This window comes from Pseudomonas sp. GW821-FHT01C01, from assembly GCF_059422645.1.
This window is the reverse complement of record NZ_JBWKXF010000015.1, coordinates 61195-75350: the sequence shown is the minus strand read 5'-3', so window position 1 is coordinate 75350 and position 14156 is coordinate 61195. Positions and strand designations below refer to the sequence as shown.

Here is a 14156-nt window from a genome sequence, read left to right as displayed (position 1 = left end):
GATGGCGTTCCCTGGCAAACGATTAGTGCAGCGACGGTTTGGCGGCGGCCGGCACGTCTTTTTTGGTCTCGGAGAACAGCAGCAGCGGTGCGACGCGCAGGTACTCCATGACTTCCATGTAGTCGTTTTCACCGTCGTCGGACTCTTCCAGCGCGTCTTGCACCTGGGAAATGGCCGCCAGGTCCTGCAGCACTTCGGTGGCCTCAGTGCTCAGGGTACTGCTATCGCGGCAATTCAGGCCGAAACCGCTAAGGAAGCCCTGGCACCATTGGCCCAGCGCAATCGCACGCTCGGTGAGTGGAGCTTCGTCAGTCGGCAGCAGCAGAACGACGGTCACGTCATCGCCGGTGAGCTCGCCTTTTACCATCTCTTGCAGGCCGATCAGGGCGCTGCGAACATTGTCCTGTGGCTCGCTTTCGAGCAGTTCGGCGGCGTCGATCAGCCAGCCTTCGGCATCGAAACCGGCGCCGGCGCAGCTGCGACCGAGCAACAGGCCGTGCAGTTCGGCAGGCGAGACGTTGTGACCGCTGGAAGTCAGCAGGGTGGCGAAGGCTTGGTACGGGGAATTCTGAATGGTCATGGGCAGCTAGGCGCCAGACGGCGCTATGTCTAGAATGAAGGCCTTGTATCCTACATCGACTACCCCTGTAGGAGCGAGCTTGCTCGCGATGGTCGCTAACGATAACACTGGGTCCCTGACACTCCGCGGCGTTCTCGGGTTCATCGCGAGCAAGCTCGCTCCTACAGTCCGCCCCCCCATCAGACAGTGAACACAATGGAAGACACCGATCTGCAAGCGCTGATGGCCAGACTCGAACTGCTGATTACCCGAGTCGAGCAACTTAAGAGTCAAAACGGACTCTTACTAGCTCAGGAAAAGACCTGGCGCGAGGAACGCGCGCACCTCATTGAAAAAAACGAAATCGCCCGGCGTAAGGTCGAATCGATGATTTCGCGCCTCAAGGCCCTGGAGCAAGACTCATGAGTTCAAGCAATAGCGTCACCGTGCAGATCCTCGACAAAGAGTATTCGATCATCTGCCCTCAGGAAGAGCGCAGCAACCTGATCAGCGCCGCCCGTTATCTGGACGGCAAGATGCGCGAGATCCGCAGCAGCGGCAAAGTCATTGGCGCCGACCGCATCGCCGTGATGGCTGCGCTGAACATCACCCATGACCTGCTGCACAAGGAAGAGCGCCCGGATATCCAGGCCAGCGGCTCGACCCGCGAACAGGTGCGCGACCTGCTCGATCGCGTCGATCTGGCGCTCGCCACTGATCCGGACGTCACCAAAGGCTGATTCGCGTCACCGCTTGCGGTATACTGCCTTCACTCCCTGGGGTGTTTGCCAGTTGGCGATGTCCCTGAGCCGATTTGCTATACCCTGGAAGTTGCACGTTGAGCTGGTGTGCATGTCCGCTAGACGGAAAGCCTTAAAGCTTACTGCATCTTCCACCTTGAACTTTCGGGTTCAAGGGCTAAGTCGACAGCGACACATTCGGGGAGCCTGATTCCAGTCCGATGCCGGTTTAAATACCGGCATCGGCGTTTTTATAGATCCGCTTTTTATAGATCCGCTTTTTACAGTTACGCTTCATGTACCTGACCAGCGAAGCCCGAATCCATGACCGAACCTGCGCTGCTTCCCCGCCCGCAACTTCGACGCATGCTGCGCAAGGCCCGCCGCGCACTGACACCCAGTCAGCAGCGCCGGGCTGCTCGCGGGCTGTATAGGCAATTGGCCCAGCAACCGCTGTTCCGCCGCGCCAGACACATCTCGCTCTACCTGCCGACCGACGGTGAAATCGATCCGCGCTTGTTGCTGCGTGCCGCACAGCGCCGGGGCAAGGCCACCTATCTACCGGTGCTGAGTGCCTGGCCGCGAACCAAAATGGTGTTCCAGCGCATCCGTCCCGGGGAGAAACTCAAACCCAACCGCTTCCGTATTCTTGAACCACGGGCAAACATCGCACGGCAGCGCAAGATTTGGGCGCTGGATCTGGTGCTGTTGCCATTGGTGGGTTTTGACGATGTTGGCGGGCGCCTGGGGATGGGGGGTGGTTTCTACGATCGGAGCCTGGCCTATCTGGCGCGACGAAACGACTGGCGCAAGCCGACGTTGTTGGGGCTGGCCCATGAATGTCAGAAAGTGGAGCGATTGGCTCAAGCGAGCTGGGATGTGCCGCTGCAAGGAACGGTGACGGACAAGGCCTGGTATTACGCCGGCTAGGCGCCACTTCAATCAGCGGCGCGGAGACAACAGGATCAGCGCTTGAAGGCTGTCGACTGTTGCTGCAATTGCGCGAGCTCGACCGGCGCATCGGTCTTGTTGGCCCACAGGCTTTGGGCGTAGCCAGTGGTTACGACGCCAAGGCCAAATAAAATGACCAGAATCCATAGTAAATCCGGTTTGCGTTTCATCGATTGCCCCCCAAAGGCATATCAACACGATGACAGCAGCGGTTTCCGTTTTGTTGGCCGTGCAGCAGCGTCAAGCTTTAAAGGCCGGCATTTTGCGACAACGTGAACTGCGGCGCAAATGCTGACGTCAACCGACTGTCGGTTTGTCATAAAATCGCCGACAAGCTGCTCAATCACCACGCAAGGAGCAAAAGACATGGCCTATTGGCTGATGAAATCCGAGCCCGACGAGCTCTCGATCAAGGGGCTGGAAAAGCTCGGCAAAGCGCGCTGGGACGGGGTTCGCAACTATCAGGCACGCAATTTCCTGCGGGCCATGGCCGTGGGGGATGAGTTCTTTTTCTATCATTCCAGCTGCCCGGAGCCGGGCATCGCCGGCATCGGCAAGATTGTCGAAGCCGCGTATCCGGACCCGACGGCACTGGAGCCGGAAAGCCATTACTACGACCCGAAGGCAACTGCGGACAAAAACGCCTGGAGCGCGATCGATGTCGCGCATGTCGAGACGTTTGCCCGGGTGCTGAAGCTGGATTACCTGAAGCAGCAGGCTTCGCTGGCCGAGATGCCGCTGGTGCAGAAAGGCTCGCGGCTTTCGGTGATGCCGGTGACGCCGGAGCAGTGGGCAACGGTCCGGGCACTTTTGTAGGAGCCGGCTTGCTGGCGATGGCGTTCGTGAGGGCGCTATCGCTGGCAAGCCAGCTCCTACAGGATCCAGCATTACTGGATAATCAGGTTGTTAAACAACAAATCCTCAATCACCGGTTTGCCGGTTTCATCGTTCATCACCTGCTGGGTCTGTTTCAGGGCTTCCTGACGCAGCTTTTCCTTGGCCTCGACGTTGTTCATCGTCTCGGTGGTCTGCTGGGCGAACAGTGCGACCAGTTGATTGCGAATCAACGGCTCATTGGCCTTCACCGCCTTGGCAGCCTCGTCACCGGTCACCCGCAACGCCACATCGGCCTTGTAGACCTTGAGTTTCGGCGTGCCATCCAACCCGTAATTACCCACGAACGGCGGGCTCAGGGTGATGTAGCTGACCTTCGGAGCTGTATCTTCTTTGGCTTCTTCGGCCACCGCTGCCACAGGCAGAGACAGGGCCAGCAACAACATGATCCACGCTTTCACAATTCGCTCCTTATCCGGTTTGCGGCCTAGCATAACGACCCGCCACACAAGCACAAGCTTATGGCTGACTATCAGGGTCGGGCATGCTCGTTGACCCATCGACCCACACACCTACACTTATCGGCCATCACTCCCAAAGGAATAGCCCTGATGAAAGCCGTGCTGTGCAAAGCCTTCGGCCCTGCCGAATCGCTGGTGCTGGAAGACGTCGCCAGTCCTGTCGCGAAGAAGAATGAAATCCTGCTGGAGGTGCACGCCGCCGGGGTGAATTTCCCCGACACGTTGATCATCGAGGGCAAATACCAGTTCAAGCCGCCCTTCCCGTTTTCTCCAGGTGGCGAAGCGGCCGGCGTGGTCAGTGCCGTGGGCGAGAAAGTCGGACACTTGAAAGTCGGTGACCGGGTCATGGCCCTGACCGGTTGGGGCAGTTTTGCCGAGCAGGTCGCCGTGCCGGGCTACAACGTGTTGCCAATTCCGCCATCCATGGACTTCAACACCGCCGCCGCTTTCAGCATGACCTACGGCACCTCGATGCACGCCCTCAAGCAGCGTGGCAACCTGCAACCGGGTGAAACCCTGCTGGTCCTCGGCGCCTCCGGCGGTGTCGGCCTGGCCGCGGTGGAAATCGGCAAGGCCATGGGTGCCCGGGTCATCGCCGCGGCCAGCAGCGCAGAGAAACTCGCCGTGGCCAAGGCCGCCGGTGCCGATGAACTGATCAACTACAGCGAAACCAGCCTCAAGGACGAAATCAAACGCCTGACCGACGGCCAGGGCGCCGACGTAATCTACGACCCGGTGGGCGGCGACCTGTTCGACCAGGCCATCCGCGCCATTGCCTGGAATGGCCGTCTGCTGGTGGTCGGCTTCGCCAGCGGCCGCATCCCCGAACTGCCGGTAAACCTCGCGCTACTCAAGGGCGCCGCAGTACTCGGCGTGTTCTGGGGGGCGTTTGCCCAACGCCAGCCGCAGGACAACACGACGAACTTCCAGCAATTGTTTGGCTGGTTCGCTGAAGGCAAGCTGAAGCCGCTGGTGTCGCAGGTGTATCCATTGAGCAATGCGGCGCAAGCCATCAATGATCTTGGCCAGCGTAAAGCGGTCGGGAAAGTGGTGGTGCAGGTTCGCTGAGCCGAGAGAGATTTCAGCTCAGATGAATAACACTGCGGCACAAACCAAGTCGCCTGTCAGGGCCGTGAAGCAGTTGCCTGGTCGGACTTTGATTTGCAGCGCTTGAGCCGCGCCTCCAGATTCCGGTCTGGCATGGCGTGGCTACGCAGGGCGTGCGCGGTCTGCTCGACATAATCACGCGTGGTGCCGTAGCGTCCGCAGGCGTTTTCGAACACATGGCTCAGTACGTGGTCCGGCAGGTTGCCGGCATAACTGGGCAGGTGCCGCTCCAGCACAAAGCCCAGGGCCTGTACCTGGCTGCCATCTTCGAGACGGCAATTGAGCCAGTGCGGACGGTAGGAAGGGAACGGCATCTCGCGCTGCCAAAGTGCGTACAGCGAGGCATCGAGTTGCTCTTCGGGCAAGCGATAGGCGAAACCGCTGCAAGAACCACCTCGATCCAGGCCAAACACCAGGCCGGGCATTTCCGGCGTGCCACGATGCTCGTGGGACCACAGATACAACCCGCGATGGTAGCCATGCACCCGGCCGCGAACCCGCTCGACCGCCGTGCATTCAGGCCGCCAGATCAGCGACCCGTAGGCAAACAGCCACACCGGCCCACCCTTGTGACGGGCCATGGTCGACTGCATCGAACTGAGCAATTGTTCGTGTGTGAGCTGCGGCCCCAGATCGAGCCGCGGAGGGTAAGCCAGGTTCAAAAAAGCAGATTCGATGGCGCTCATGGCGAATAGCGTTCAGCTCCCCGCGGGTGAAGAATTACTTAATAGAACGCACCGCTGTAACAATAAGGCACATAAGTTTTAAGGCAATTTAAATGCCATGGCATGGCTCTCAATTAATTGCCTGAATGGAATATAACCTACCGGCATTTATAAGTTTTTATAAATACCGATAGGCTATATAGAGAGTTATATACCTGTAGGAGCGAGCTTGCTCGCGATGGTCGTTAACGATTACGCGGGAGGTCAGGCTACCCGCAGTGTTCTTGAGTCCATCGCGAGCAAGCTCGCTCCTACAGGGGGGGCAGCATCAGGATCTAGGTGCGTAAGCAAATACGTCGGCGCGCATCTGATGGGCGTCCATCCCCGCTTCCACCAGCGCATCCAGCGTGCCGTAGACCATGGCCGGAGAACCACTGGCATAAACGTGCAGCGGCTTGAGGTCCGGGAAATCCTCACAGACCGCTTCATGCAACATGCCGCAGCGCCCTTCCCAGCCGCATTGGTCGCTGACGACCTTGTGCAGGAACAGGTTGGGCAATTTCAGCCATTCGTTCCAATGCTCGACTTGATAAAAGTCTTCTGGACGACGCACGCCCCAATACAAATGCACCGGATGCTTGAAGCCCGAGGCCCGGCAATGCTCGATCAGGCCGTGGATCTGGCCCATGCCGGTGCCGGCGGCGATCAGCACGAGTGGACCGTCCGGCAACTCTTCCAGGTGGGTATCGCCAAACGGCAACTCGACCCGCACCATGCTGTTGCGCCGGAGCTGTTCGATCAGGCTCAGCGCACTGGATTCGCGCGCCAGTACGTGGATTTCCAGGTCGCGCCCCGCATGCGGTGCCGAGGCGAGGGAGAATGCGGATTTTTCGCCGTTCTCACGTTCGATCATCAGGTACTGACCGGCGTGGTAGCGCGGCGGTTTGCCGGCCGGAGCCCGCAGACGCACGCGCCAGGTGTCGCCGCCCACGTCCTTGCACTCAATGACCTGACACGACAAGCTGCGCACCGGCAGTTCTCCCAGCGCGAGCACGCCATCCCACAGCACGATGCAGTCTTCCAGCGGCTCCGCTATGCAAGTGTAGAACTCGCCATGGTCACGCACATTGCCGGCCTGCTCGACCCGGCCTTCTACCAGCAGCGCCGCGCACACGTGGCAATTGCCATTGCGGCAGCTTTGCGGGCATTCGTAGCCCAAACGCCGTGCGCCATCGAGAATCCGCTCGCCGGGCAATATCTCAAGCACTGCTCCGGAGGGCTGCAAGGTTACACGCATCAATCTATTCCTAACTGATTCCAGATGGCATCGATCCGCTGGGTCACGGCATCGTCCTTGACGATGACCCGCCCCCACTCGCGGGTGGTTTCGCCCGGCCATTTATGCGTGGCATCGAGGCCCATTTTCGAACCCAGGCCGGACACCGGCGAAGCGAAATCCAGGTAGTCGATCGGCGTGTTGTCGATCATCACCGTGTCGCGCTTGGGGTCCATGCGCGTGGTGATGGCCCAGATCACGTCGTTCCAGTCCCGGGCGTTGATATCGTCGTCGGTGACGATAACGAACTTGGTGTACATGAACTGTCGCAAAAACGACCAGACACCCAGCATTACCCGCTTGGCGTGGCCCGGGTACGACTTTTTCATGGTCACGATGGCCATGCGGTACGAGCAACCTTCGGGCGGCAGGTAGAAATCGGTGATCTCCGGGAACTGCTTCTGCAGGATCGGCACGAACACTTCGTTCAACGCCACGCCGAGGATCGCCGGCTCATCCGGTGGACGACCGGTGTAGGTGCTGTGGTAAATCGGTTTGATCCGGTGGGTGATGCGCTCGACGGTGAATACCGGGAAGCTGTCGACTTCATTGTAGTAACCGGTGTGGTCACCGTACGGGCCTTCATCGGCCATCTCGCCCGGATGGATCACGCCTTCAAGGATGATTTCGGCGGTGGCCGGCACTTGCAGATCGTTGCCGCGGCACTTCACCAGTTCGGTGCGATTACCGCGCAACAGGCCGGCGAAGGCGTATTCGGAAAGGCTGTCGGGCACCGGAGTCACGGCACCGAGGATGGTCGCCGGGTCAGCGCCCAGCGCGACTGATACCGGGAACGGCTGGCCAGGATGCTTCTCGCACCATTCGCGGAAATCCAGCGCGCCGCCGCGATGGCTCAGCCAGCGCATGATGACCTTGTTGCGGCCGATCACTTGCTGACGATAGATACCGAGGTTCTGGCGATCTTTGTTCGGGCCTTTGGTGACGGTCAGGCCCCAGGTGATCAGCGGACCGACGTCGCCAGGCCAGCAGGTCTGTACCGGCAGCATGGCCAGGTCGACGTCGTCGCCCTCGATGACCACTTCCTGGCACACGGCGTCCTTGACGACCTTGGGCGCCATCGAAATGATCTTGCGGAAGATCGGCAGCTTGGACCAGGCATCTTTCAGACCCTTCGGCGGCTCGGGTTCCTTGAGGAACGCCAGCAATTTGCCAATCTCGCGCAGCTCGCTGACCGCTTCCGCGCCCATGCCCAGTGCTACGCGCTCAGGCGTACCGAACAGGTTGCCGAGCACCGGAATGTCAAAACCCGTGGGCTTTTCGAAAAGCAGGGCCGGGCCTTTGGCGCGCAAGGTGCGATCGCAAACCTCGGTCATTTCCAGCACTGGGGACACCGGAACCTGGATGCGCTTGAGTTCACCGCGCTGTTCCAGGCCGCTGATAAAGTCGCGCAAGTCGCGATACTGCATGCGTGAGCCTCGTTTTGGCCGTGGCGTTCGGGGGCAGGCAGTTTAGCGCCGAACCCTTCGGTTCAGAACCACGAACTGCCACCTGATCAAAAATCGGATAGCAAAAAGCCGGGTTTCCCCGGCTTTTTGTGCCTGCTCGACTTACTTGCGTTTCATCGACAGGAAGAACTCATCGTTGGTCTTGGTCGTTTTCAGCTTGTCGACCAGGAACTCGATGGCAGCCACTTCGTCCATCGGGTGCAGCAGCTTGCGCAGAATCCACATGCGCTGCAGCTCGTCGTCGGCGGTCAGCAACTCTTCGCGGCGGGTGCCGGAACGGTTGATGTTGATGGCCGGGAAGACACGCTTTTCAGCGATACGACGATCCAGCGGCAGTTCCATGTTGCCGGTGCCTTTGAATTCCTCGTAGATCACTTCGTCCATCTTCGAGCCGGTTTCAACCAGCGCGGTGGCGATGATGGTCAGCGAGCCGCCTTCTTCGATGTTTCGCGCGGCGCCGAAGAAACGCTTCGGTTTCTCCAGGGCGTGAGCATCGACACCACCGGTCAGTACCTTGCCGGAGCTCGGGATCACGGTGTTGTAGGCACGGGCCAGACGGGTGATGGAGTCGAGCAGGATCACCACGTCCTTCTTGTGTTCGACCAGACGCTTGGCCTTCTCGATGACCATTTCGGCAACCTGCACGTGGCGGGTTGGCGGCTCGTCGAACGTCGAGGCAACCACTTCGCCGCGCACGGTGCGCTGCATTTCGGTTACTTCTTCCGGACGTTCGTCGATCAGCAGCACGATCAGATGAACTTCAGGGTTGTTGCGCGCGATGTTCGCGGCAATGTTCTGCAGCATGATCGTCTTGCCGGCTTTCGGCGGTGCAACGATCAGACCGCGCTGGCCTTTGCCGATCGGGGCGCACAGGTCGATGACACGACCGGTCAAGTCTTCGGTGGAACCGTTACCGGCTTCCATCTTCATGCGCACAGTCGGGAACAGCGGGGTCAGGTTCTCGAAGAGAATCTTGTTTTTCGCGTTTTCCGGACGGTCGAAGTTGATCGTGTCGACCTTGAGCAGCGCGAAATAACGCTCGCCTTCCTTTGGAGGGCGGATCTTGCCAACGATGGTGTCACCGGTGCGCAAGTTGAAACGACGGATCTGGCTCGGCGAGACGTAGATATCGTCTGGACCGGCGAGATAGGAAGCGTCAGCGGAGCGCAGGAAGCCGAAGCCGTCCTGGAGAATCTCCAGCACGCCATCACCGGAGATTTCCTCACCGCTTTTCGCGTGCTTCTTGAGCAGGGAGAAAATCACGTCCTGCTTGCGCGAACGGGCCATATTTTCTATGCCCATCTGTTCGGCCAATTCGAGCAGTTCGGTAATCGGCTTTTGCTTGAGTTCAGTCAGATTCATATAGGAATGACGTAATCATTTATGGAGGGGGGAAATTAAGCTTTTGGCTTAATGAGGCCGCGCCGCAGAGAAGGCGACAGGATCGCGTACTTATTCGAAAAGGAGTGCGTCGGCGACGGCTAGCAGGGGGCAATGGAGAAACCAGTGCGGGGCCGAATGTAACACCTGAGTTTGGGAGCGTCTAGCCCTGAATACGCAAAAAGCCCCGCTATTTGCGAGGCTTTTTCAGGACACTTTGCAGCGACGCTTAGATGTTGGCGTCGAGGAAAGCAGCCAGTTGCGACTTCGACAGCGCGCCGACCTTGGTCGCTTCAACGTTGCCGTTCTTGAACAGCATCAAAGTCGGGATACCGCGCACGCCGTGCTTGGCCGGGGTTTCCTGGTTTTCGTCGATGTTCAGCTTGGCAACGGTCAGCTTGCCTTTGTAAGTCTCGGCAATTTCGTCCAGAACCGGAGCGATCATTTTGCAAGGGCCGCACCATTCAGCCCAGTAGTCGACCAGTACAGCGCCTTCGGCCTTGAGTACGTCGGCCTCGAAGCTAGCGTCGCTAACGTGTTTGATAAGATCGCTGCTCATGGAGTTCTCCAGGTTGTAAGCAAAAAAACGTGGCCCATCATAGCTGCCCTTCCCTCGTTCAGGAAGGTGCAGATGATTGAGTCTCGCTATGGTGATTCATGAGTTTGGGTATAGCTCAGGTCATGAAGTGACGGGAGCGATGAACGCGATTCCGGTGCGCAACGCCGCATTGCGTACGTGCTCTTGCATGGCCTTTTGCGCGGCGCCAGACGCTCGGCGAGCCAGCGCACGAAGGATTTTGCGGTGTTCCTGCCAGGTTTCCATGGCCCGCTCGACCCGGATGAACGGTAGCTTCTGGCTCTCCAGGAAGATGTCGGCGCTGGCGGTCAGGATGCTCAGCATCGCCTGATTGCCGCTGGCCAGCAGGATGCGGCGGTGGAATTCGAAATCCAGGCGGGCCGCGGCTTCGAAGTCGCCGGACTTCAGTTCGTTGCGCATGGCGGCGACATTGTCTTCCAGCACATCGAGTTCCTCGGTGCTCAAGGTTACGGCCGCCAACCCCGCAGCAAAACCTTCCAGTGCATAGCGCAACTGGAAGATATCCAGCGGCGAAGCCTGTGCCGCGAACGGCCAGCCCGGCGCAGCCTCGCCTCGCGGCAGTTCCACCGGCGCCTGCACGAACACGCCTTTGCCCGGCTGGATGTTGATGACGCCCAGCGCACTCAGGGATGACAACGCCTCGCGCAAAGAGGCCCGGCTTACGCCCAGTTGTACCGCCAGGTCCCGTTGCGAGGGCAAGGCATCCCCTGGCCCGAAGCCCTGCTCGGTAATCAGTTTGCGGATGGCTTGCAGCGCCACTTCAGGTACGGCGCGGGAGATCGAATTCATGGTTTTCCAGACGAACCAGGCCAATGTGCGCTCAGTTGTAAAGCTATTCGCGACGCCCGGCAAGTCGTGCCCCATGGGGGTTCGGTGATTTTCCTGGCTGCGCTATCGAGGTGCGAAATGCAACCTGACTGTTCAGACCAGTAAGACCGTGCGACACCAGTAAAACCGCGCTCTGGCGCCCTCAAAACCCCATGTTGGCATGGCCCATGCTCTGTCGATCCGCAGAAATCACCTCTTGCCGATTCGGAGATTTGCCATGACCCAGCGTTACCGCGCCCTCCTCGCTGCCCTGTTTGCCAGCCTGATGCTGACCCAGGCACCCGCCCACGCCGACGGCCTGGAAGATGTGATCAAACGCGGCGTCCTCAAGGTTGCCGTGCCCCAGGACTTCCCGCCCTTCGGCTCAGTCGGGCCGGATATGAAGCCCCGTGGCCTCGACATTGACACCGCCAAACTGCTGGCCGACCAGCTCAAGGTCAAGCTCGAACTGACCCCGGTCAACAGCACCAACCGCATTCCGTTCCTGACCACCGGCAAGGTCGACCTGGTGATTTCCAGCCTCGGCAAGAACCCGGAGCGCGAAAAAGTCATCGACTTCTCCCGCGCCTACGCGCCGTTCTACCTCGCCGTGTTCGGTCCGCCAGACGCCGACATCAAAGGTCTGGACGATCTCAAGGGCAAAACCATCAGCGTCACCCGTGGCGCCATCGAAGACATCGAGCTGACCAAGGTCGCCCCCGAAGGCGTGACCATCAAGCGTTTCGAAGACAACAACTCGACCATCGCCGCGTACCTGGCCGGGCAAGTCGACCTGATCGCCAGCGGCAATGTGGTAATGGTCGCGATCAGCGAGAAGAGCCCGAAACGCGTGCCGGCGCTGAAAGTGAAGCTCAAGGACTCGCCGGTCTACGTCGGCGTTAACAAGAACGAGCCGGCGCTGCTGGACAAGGTCAACCAGATCCTCGTGACCGCCAGGAGCGACGGTGCGCTGGAAAAGAACGCCCTGACCTGGCTGAAAGAGCCGTTGCCGGCCGATCTCTGATTCGGCGCGCAGGAGACGTTTTATGGCTTATCAGTTCGATTTCTTGCCGGTGGTGAACAACACCGATCTGTTGCTGCGCGGTGCGTTGTTCACTCTTGAGCTGACCGCCATCGGCGCTGTGCTCGGCGTGGGGCTGGGCATCGTCGGGGCGCTGGTGCGGGCGTGGAACATCCGGCCTTTCGCGGGGATTTTCGCGGTCTACGTCGAGTTGATCCGCAACACGCCATTTCTGGTGCAGCTATTTTTCATCTTCTTCGGCTTGCCGTCACTGGGCGTGCAGATCTCCGAATGGCAGGCAGCGGTGCTGGCGATGGTGATCAACCTCGGCGCCTATTCGACCGAGATCATCCGCGCCGGCATCCAGGCGACTCCCCGGGGTCAGCTGGAAGCCGCGGCGGCACTGGCGATGACCCGCCTCGAAGCATTCCGCCATGTCGTTCTGCTGCCGGCACTGGGCAAAGTCTGGCCGGCCCTGAGCAGTCAGATCATCATCGTCATGCTCGGCTCGGCGGTGTGTTCGCAGATCGCCACCGAGGAGCTGAGCTTCGCCGCCAATTTCATTCAATCGCGTAACTTCCGCGCCTTTGAAACCTACGCCCTGACCACGCTGCTGTACCTGTGCATGGCACTGCTGATCCGCCAGTTGCTGAACTGGATCGGCCAGCGATTCATCGCAAGGAGCAGCCGATGAGTGATTTCACCTTCTGGGACATCGTGCGCAACCTGCTCACCGGACTGCAATGGACGCTGGCGCTGTCGCTGGTGGCGTTTATCGGCGGAGGCGTCATTGGCTTGCTGATCATGGTCATGCGCATCTCGGATAAATCCCTGCCGCGCAGCTTCGCCCGTACCTACATCGAACTGTTCCAGGGCACGCCGCTGTTGATGCAGCTGTTCCTGGTGTTTTTCGGCGTGGCCCTGGCCGGTGTGGAGATTTCACCGTGGATGGCGGCGGCGATTGCGCTGACATTGTTCACCAGCGCTTACCTGGCGGAGATCTGGCGCGGTTGCGTCGAGTCTATCCCCCACGGCCAGTGGGAAGCCTCGTCGAGCCTGGCGCTGAATCCGCTGGAGCAACTGCGCCATGTGATCCTGCCCCAGGCGTTGCGCATAGCCGTGGCACCGACCGTGGGCTTCTCGGTGCAAGTGGTCAAAGGCACCGCCGTCACCTCGATCATCGGCTTCACCGAACTGACCAAAACCGGCGGCATGCTCGCCAATGCAACCTTCGAACCCTTCATGGTCTACGGCCTCGTCGCCCTCGGCTATTTCCTCCTCTGCTACCCCCTGTCCCTCAGTGCGCGCTATCTGGAAAGGAGACTGCATGCCTCTGCTTAGAATTTCCGCCCTGCATAAATACTACGGCGATCACCATGTGCTCAAAGGCATCGACCTGAGCGTCGAGGAAGGCCAGGTGGTCGCAATCATCGGGCGCAGCGGCTCGGGCAAATCGACCTTGCTGCGCACCCTCAATGGCCTGGAGTCGATCAACGACGGTGTGATCGAGGTCGACGGCGAATACCTCGACGCCGCCCGCGCCGACCTGCGCAGTCTGCGGCAGAAAGTCGGCATGGTGTTCCAACAGTTCAATCTGTTCCCGCACCTGACCGTCGGCGAGAACGTCATGCTCGCGCCACAGGTGGTGCAAAAAGTACCGAAAGCCAAGGCCGCCGAACTGGCGCGACAGATGCTGGAACGGGTCGGGCTGGGTGAAAAGTTTGATGCCTTTCCGGATCGACTGTCCGGCGGCCAGCAACAGCGGGTGGCGATTGCCCGCGCCCTGGCGATGTCGCCGAAAGTGTTGCTGTGCGATGAAATCACCTCGGCCCTGGACCCGGAACTGGTCAATGAAGTGCTGAGCGTGGTCCGGCAACTGGCCAGGGAAGGTATGACACTGATCATGGTCACCCACGAAATGCGCTTCGCCCGGGAGGTTGGGGACAAACTGGTGTTCATGCACCAGGGCAAGGTGCATGAAACAGGCGATCCGAAAGTGTTGTTCGCCATTCCGCAGACGGCGGAGCTGGCGAATTTCATCGGGACGGTTGAAGTGGCGGGTTGATAGATTTTTGTTGACTGGAAGGCCCTCTTCGCGAGCAAGCCCGCTCCCACAGTTGACCGTGTTGTTACTGGTTAATGTGGGAGCGGGCTTGCTCGCGAAGAGGCCA

Annotated in this window: 18 protein-coding genes and 1 other RNA gene; 10 read left to right on the top strand and 9 right to left on the bottom strand. The window is 59.8% G+C overall.

Annotated elements, in window-relative coordinates; all coding sequences use genetic code 11:
• Window positions 1–22 precede the first annotated feature (22 nt).
• Entirely contained in the window at window positions 23–580 is a 558-nt protein-coding gene (locus AC07XF_RS12550; protein WP_495026726.1) for a YecA/YgfB family protein, read from the bottom strand.
• A 195-nt stretch (window positions 581–775) separates the two neighbouring features.
• On the opposite strand from AC07XF_RS12550, the gene AC07XF_RS12545 reads away from it, so the two are divergent.
• The 4 genes from AC07XF_RS12545 (at window position 776) to AC07XF_RS12530 (ending at window position 2229) form a co-directional block, all read left to right on the top strand.
• Window positions 776–985: a TIGR02449 family protein gene (locus AC07XF_RS12545; protein ID WP_007982902.1), complete on the top strand. Its 210-nt coding sequence runs from the start codon at window positions 776–778 to the stop codon at window positions 983–985.
• On the top strand, window positions 982–1299 hold the full coding sequence (locus tag AC07XF_RS12540; RefSeq protein WP_057712821.1) for a cell division protein ZapA: 318 nt from the start codon (window positions 982–984) through the stop codon (window positions 1297–1299). The genes AC07XF_RS12545 and AC07XF_RS12540 overlap by 4 nt, the downstream gene beginning before the upstream one ends.
• Before the next feature lie 30 nt (window positions 1300–1329).
• A non-coding RNA gene (gene ssrS, locus AC07XF_RS12535) (6S RNA) lies at window positions 1330–1508 on the top strand.
• A 115-nt stretch (window positions 1509–1623) separates the two neighbouring features.
• On the top strand, window positions 1624–2229 hold the full coding sequence (locus AC07XF_RS12530; RefSeq protein WP_495026725.1) for a 5-formyltetrahydrofolate cyclo-ligase: 606 nt from the start codon (window positions 1624–1626) through the stop codon (window positions 2227–2229).
• A 35-nt stretch (window positions 2230–2264) separates the two neighbouring features.
• Here AC07XF_RS12530 and AC07XF_RS12525 read toward each other — a convergent pair whose 3' ends face one another.
• Complete coding sequence (locus AC07XF_RS12525; protein ID WP_007982896.1) at window positions 2265–2420, bottom strand: hypothetical protein; 156 nt, start codon at window positions 2418–2420, stop codon at window positions 2265–2267.
• 196 nt (window positions 2421–2616) lie between these two features.
• Here AC07XF_RS12525 and AC07XF_RS12520 point away from each other — a divergent pair, with 196 nt between their 5' ends.
• Window positions 2617–3066, top strand: coding sequence for an EVE domain-containing protein (locus AC07XF_RS12520; RefSeq protein ID WP_495026724.1), 450 nt, complete (start codon window positions 2617–2619; stop codon window positions 3064–3066).
• A gap of 71 nt (window positions 3067–3137) precedes the next feature.
• Here the strand turns inward: AC07XF_RS12520 and AC07XF_RS12515 are convergent, their stop codons facing one another.
• Window positions 3138–3545 (bottom strand): flagellar basal body-associated protein FliL, encoded by a 408-nt coding sequence (locus AC07XF_RS12515; RefSeq protein WP_495026723.1) that lies wholly within the window; start codon window positions 3543–3545, stop codon window positions 3138–3140.
• Window positions 3546–3695: 150 nt separating this feature from the next.
• Between AC07XF_RS12515 and AC07XF_RS12510 the strand changes: the two genes are divergently transcribed.
• Window positions 3696–4673 carry an NADPH:quinone oxidoreductase family protein gene (locus AC07XF_RS12510; protein WP_495026722.1) on the top strand — a complete coding sequence of 326 codons (978 nt, stop codon included), beginning with the start codon at window positions 3696–3698 and terminating at the stop codon, window positions 4671–4673.
• A gap of 56 nt (window positions 4674–4729) precedes the next feature.
• On the opposite strand, the gene AC07XF_RS12505 is transcribed toward AC07XF_RS12510, so the two are convergent.
• From AC07XF_RS12505 to AC07XF_RS12480, 6 genes are all read right to left on the bottom strand, one after another.
• Complete coding sequence (locus AC07XF_RS12505) at window positions 4730–5398, bottom strand: gamma-glutamylcyclotransferase (RefSeq protein WP_495026721.1); 669 nt, start codon at window positions 5396–5398, stop codon at window positions 4730–4732.
• A gap of 307 nt (window positions 5399–5705) precedes the next feature.
• Window positions 5706–6674, bottom strand: a complete 969-nt coding sequence (locus AC07XF_RS12500; protein ID WP_495026720.1) for a CDP-6-deoxy-delta-3,4-glucoseen reductase — start codon at window positions 6672–6674, stop codon at window positions 5706–5708.
• Window positions 6674–8140, bottom strand: a complete 1467-nt coding sequence (gene ubiD, locus AC07XF_RS12495) for a 4-hydroxy-3-polyprenylbenzoate decarboxylase (RefSeq protein ID WP_495026719.1) — start codon at window positions 8138–8140, stop codon at window positions 6674–6676. The genes AC07XF_RS12500 and ubiD overlap by 1 nt, the downstream gene beginning before the upstream one ends.
• A 141-nt stretch (window positions 8141–8281) precedes the next feature.
• Entirely contained in the window at window positions 8282–9541 is a 1260-nt protein-coding gene (gene rho / locus AC07XF_RS12490; protein WP_003206716.1) for a transcription termination factor Rho, read from the bottom strand.
• A gap of 247 nt (window positions 9542–9788) precedes the next feature.
• On the bottom strand, window positions 9789–10118 hold the full coding sequence (trxA, locus tag AC07XF_RS12485; protein WP_003206727.1) for a thioredoxin TrxA: 330 nt from the start codon (window positions 10116–10118) through the stop codon (window positions 9789–9791).
• Between the two features lie 120 nt (window positions 10119–10238).
• A complete protein-coding gene (locus tag AC07XF_RS12480) occupies window positions 10239–10946 on the bottom strand; it encodes a FadR/GntR family transcriptional regulator (protein WP_495026718.1) in 708 nt (235 codons plus the stop codon).
• A gap of 256 nt (window positions 10947–11202) precedes the next feature.
• Between AC07XF_RS12480 and AC07XF_RS12475 the strand changes: the two genes are divergently transcribed.
• The 4 genes from AC07XF_RS12475 to AC07XF_RS12460 are packed head-to-tail and all read left to right on the top strand — an operon-like array spanning window position 11203 to window position 14050.
• A complete protein-coding gene (locus AC07XF_RS12475; protein WP_495026717.1) occupies window positions 11203–11988 on the top strand; it encodes a transporter substrate-binding domain-containing protein in 786 nt (261 codons plus the stop codon).
• 22 nt (window positions 11989–12010) lie between these two features.
• Entirely contained in the window at window positions 12011–12679 is a 669-nt protein-coding gene (locus AC07XF_RS12470) for an amino acid ABC transporter permease (protein ID WP_495026716.1), read from the top strand.
• Complete coding sequence (locus AC07XF_RS12465) at window positions 12676–13326, top strand: amino acid ABC transporter permease (RefSeq protein WP_495026715.1); 651 nt, start codon at window positions 12676–12678, stop codon at window positions 13324–13326. Before AC07XF_RS12470 ends, AC07XF_RS12465 begins: the two co-directional genes overlap by 4 nt.
• Window positions 13313–14050 carry an amino acid ABC transporter ATP-binding protein gene (locus AC07XF_RS12460; RefSeq protein WP_495026714.1) on the top strand — a complete coding sequence of 246 codons (738 nt, stop codon included), beginning with the start codon at window positions 13313–13315 and terminating at the stop codon, window positions 14048–14050. Before AC07XF_RS12465 ends, AC07XF_RS12460 begins: the two co-directional genes overlap by 14 nt.
• Window positions 14051–14156 lie beyond the last annotated feature (106 nt).